This window comes from uncultured Campylobacter sp. (assembly GCF_937890585.1).
Taxonomy (GTDB): Bacteria; Campylobacterota; Campylobacteria; order Campylobacterales; family Campylobacteraceae; genus Campylobacter_A.
Genome location: NZ_CALACG010000144.1, coordinates 1 through 2,124, shown reverse-complemented (window position 1 = coordinate 2,124; position 2,124 = coordinate 1). Strand labels below are relative to the sequence as shown.

The following is a 2,124-nucleotide window of genomic DNA, read 5'->3' as shown; positions in this document are numbered from 1 at the left end:
GATGTAGGTGGCCTACAAGAAATTTATTCTTATTGAAAGTTAATATCAAATAAATATTTTCATTTACTTAAAGAAAAAATTTATATATTTTTGGATAGTATTCGTCTAAAATTTTCGTAAAAATTTACGATATATTGATAAATTCAGGAGGAAATTTTGGCTGAAGTTAAGAAGAAATTTTTTGTTTGGTCATCTGTGATAATAGGCATCGTAATCGGCCTTATCGCTTCTATGGGCATAGCTGATGCACTTCATGCGACTGGTAGCGGATTTGTCTGTACCATGTGTCACACGATGGATCCTATGAATGCTGCATATCATGAAGATGTACATGGTGGCAATAACAAGCTTGGCATAAAAGCTGAATGTTCAGCCTGTCACCTAAATCATACAAGTGCCTATACCTATGTACTTACAAAACTTAAAGTATCGATAAATGATGGCTATAAGACATTTTTTACAGATACAGACAAGATCGACTGGCGCAAAAAACGCGAGCATGCATCTCACTTTGTCTATGATAGTGGGTGTTTAACTTGTCACTCAAATTTAAAAAATGTTATTCAAGCTGGTAAATCATTCTTGCCACATAGAGATTATTTCGTTCTTGGAAATCCTAATAAGAAATCATGTGTTGACTGCCACGAGCATGTTGGTCACAAGAATTTAGGACTACAAATCGATAAATTTGAAGCAATTAAAAAACAAGAAAACAATAAAACCAAGTAAGGAGGAGAGATGTTTAAAAAGTCGCTAATGTTATTAGCCTGTCTAATGTCTTTTGGCTTTGCCGCAAACATGGATGCAAATAAATCTGACGCTTTAAACCTTAATGTTGTAAAAAACATTAAAGTTGCTCACAAAATGTCAGACTTATCAAAAAGCTGTGTTGAGTGCCACGCTAAAGAGACACCCGGCATAGTTGCCGATTGGAAAAATAGTCGCCACGCTCACGTTGGCGTAAGTTGTATGGATTGCCACTCTGTAAATGCAGATAATCCTATGGCTTCAGTTAAGGTGCATCCAAAAGATTCTAACAACCATGTTTCAATGCTAGTTAGCCCAAAAACTTGTGCTAAGTGTCACGAAAATGAGGTTGAAGAATCTGTTAAGAGTGGTCACGCAAGAGGTGCTATGCAAATGTATGCTAACCCTGCGATGGTAAAACTAATGTATCACTATGAAGGTATGGATCATCCAGAATACAAAATGGCTCCAGACGCTACTGGTTGTACACAGTGCCACGGAACCGTCATCAAACTAGACGCTGATCACAAACCTACAAAAGAGACTTGGCCAAACTACGGTATAGGTAATGTTTATCCTGATGGTGGCGTAGGTAACTGTAAATCATGTCACAGCGCGCACACATTTAGCGTAGCTGAAGCTAGAAAACCAGCTGCTTGTGCATCTTGCCACCTTGGACCTGATCACCCAGATATTGAGATCTTTAACAACTCAATGCACGGACATATCTACAACAGCGAAGCTCATAAATGGAACTTTGATGCTGCTCCTGACACATGGGATGTACCAGACTTTAGAGCTCCAACTTGTGCAGCTTGCCACATGAGTGGTGTTGGTGAAACAACAACAACTCACAACGTTTCAAGAAGACTAAAATGGAACCTATGGGGCATCAGCAGTAAGCTAAGAACAGCTGGTGATGAACAAGCTGCTGTTGTTTACGAAAAAACTGGCAAACTAACCATAGGAACGCCACTTGCAGGTCATCCAAATGGACCAGAAGCAGCAAGAGCTGAGATGAAGCTAGTTTGTAAAGCTTGCCATACATCAACTCATACAGATAACTTCTTCATTATGGGTGATAAACAAGTAGAGCTTTATAACGTTTATAGCGCTGAAGCAACTAAGATGCTTGAAGAGTTGAAAGCTAAAAACCTACTACTAGAAGATGCTTGGTCAGATGAATTCCAAGATGTCTATTATCATATGTGGCACCATGAAGGTCGTCGTATGAGACAAGGCGCTCTAATGGGTGGTCCTGACTACTCACACTGGCACGGTGTATTCGAAGTTAAAAATGATATAAGAAAACTTCGCAAGATCTACAAAAAAAGAATGGAATCTGGTAAAGTAGAGTAATGCTTTTTAAGGTGGGAG

2 protein-coding genes are annotated in these 2,124 nt (G+C 38.9%); both read left to right on the top strand.

All coding sequences use genetic code 11. From position 1 onward, the window contains the following. Window positions 1-156: 156 nt before the first annotated feature. Complete coding sequence (locus Q0296_RS04175) at window positions 157-729, top strand: NapC/NirT family cytochrome c (RefSeq protein ID WP_021089703.1); 573 nt, start codon at window positions 157-159, stop codon at window positions 727-729. A 9-nt stretch (window positions 730-738) separates the two neighbouring features. Continuing rightward, window positions 739-2,106, top strand: coding sequence for a multiheme c-type cytochrome (locus Q0296_RS04170; RefSeq protein ID WP_298036889.1), 1,368 nt, complete (start codon window positions 739-741; stop codon window positions 2,104-2,106). The last annotated feature ends 18 nt before the right edge of the window (window positions 2,107-2,124 follow it).